The organism is Actinoplanes sp. NPDC051633 (assembly GCF_040681735.1).
Lineage (GTDB): Bacteria > Actinomycetota > Actinomycetes > Mycobacteriales > Micromonosporaceae > Actinoplanes.
Genome location: NZ_JBFAZH010001497.1, coordinates 1 through 1,593 on the forward strand (window position 1 = coordinate 1; position 1,593 = coordinate 1,593).

1 rRNA gene is annotated in these 1,593 nt (G+C 51.0%); it reads right to left on the reverse strand.

What is annotated here, in order from left to right:
• Window positions 1-40: 40 nt before the first annotated feature.
• Window positions 41-1,591 (reverse strand): 16S ribosomal RNA (locus AB0M20_RS42465).
• Window positions 1,592-1,593: the final 2 nt, after the last annotated feature.

Consider the following 1,593-nt stretch of genomic DNA (forward strand, 5'->3'; position numbering starts at 1 on the left):
TCCCTCATCTTCGTAGAAGATGTTCCGAATATATCCTTAGAAAGGAGGTGATCCAGCCGCACCTTCCGATACGGCTACCTTGTTACGACTTCACCCCAATCATTTGTCCCACCTTCGACGGCTAGCTCCAAATGGTTACTCCACCGGCTTCGGGTGTTACAAACTCTCGTGGTGTGACGGGCGGTGTGTACAAGACCCGGGAACGTATTCACCGTAGCATGCTGATCTACGATTACTAGCGATTCCAGCTTCATATAGTCGAGTTGCAGACTACAATCCGAACTGAGAACAACTTTATGGGATTTGCTTGACCTCGCGGTTTCGCTGCCCTTTGTATTGTCCATTGTAGCACGTGTGTAGCCCAAATCATAAGGGGCATGATGATTTGACGTCATCCCCACCTTCCTCCGGTTTGTCACCGGCAGTCAACTTAGAGTGCCCAACTTAATGATGGCAACTAAGCTTAAGGGTTGCGCTCGTTGCGGGACTTAACCCAACATCTCACGACACGAGCTGACGACAACCATGCACCACCTGTCACTCTGTCCCCCGAAGGGGAAAACTCTATCTCTAGAGGGGTCAGAGGATGTCAAGATTTGGTAAGGTTCTTCGCGTTGCTTCGAATTAAACCACATGCTCCACCGCTTGTGCGGGTCCCCGTCAATTCCTTTGAGTTTCAACCTTGCGGTCGTACTCCCCAGGCGGAGTGCTTAATGCGTTAGCTGCAGCACTAAGGGGCGGAAACCCCCTAACACTTAGCACTCATCGTTTACGGCGTGGACTACCAGGGTATCTAATCCTGTTTGATCCCCACGCTTTCGCACATCAGCGTCAGTTACAGACCAGAAAGTCGCCTTCGCCACTGGTGTTCCTCCATATCTCTGCGCATTTCACCGCTACACATGGAATTCCACTTTCCTCTTCTGCACTCAAGTTTTCCAGTTTCCAATGACCCTCCACGGTTGAGCCGTGGGCTTTCACATCAGACTTAAAAAACCGCCTACGCGCGCTTTACGCCCAATAATTCCGGATAACGCTTGCCACCTACGTATTACCGCGGCTGCTGGCACGTAGTTAGCCGTGGCTTTCTGATTAGGTACCGTCAAGACGTGCATAGTTACTTACACATTTGTTCTTCCCTAATAACAGAGTTTTACGATCCGAAGACCTTCATCACTCACGCGGCGTTGCTCCGTCAGGCTTTCGCCCATTGCGGAAGATTCCCTACTGCTGCCTCCCGTAGGAGTCTGGACCGTGTCTCAGTTCCAGTGTGGCCGATCACCCTCTCAGGTCGGCTACGCATCGTTGCCTTGGTAAGCCGTTACCTTACCAACTAGCTAATGCGGCGCGGATCCATCTATAAGTGACAGCAAAACCGTCTTTCACTATTGAACCATGCGGTTCAATATATTATCCGGTATTAGCTCCGGTTTCCCGAAGTTATCCCAGTCTTATAGGTAGGTTATCCACGTGTTACTCACCCGTCCGCCGCTAACGTCAGAGGAGCAAGCTCCTCGTCTGTTCGCTCGACTTGCATGTATTAGGCACGCCGCCAGCGTTCATCCTGAGCCAGGATCAAACTCTCCATAAAAA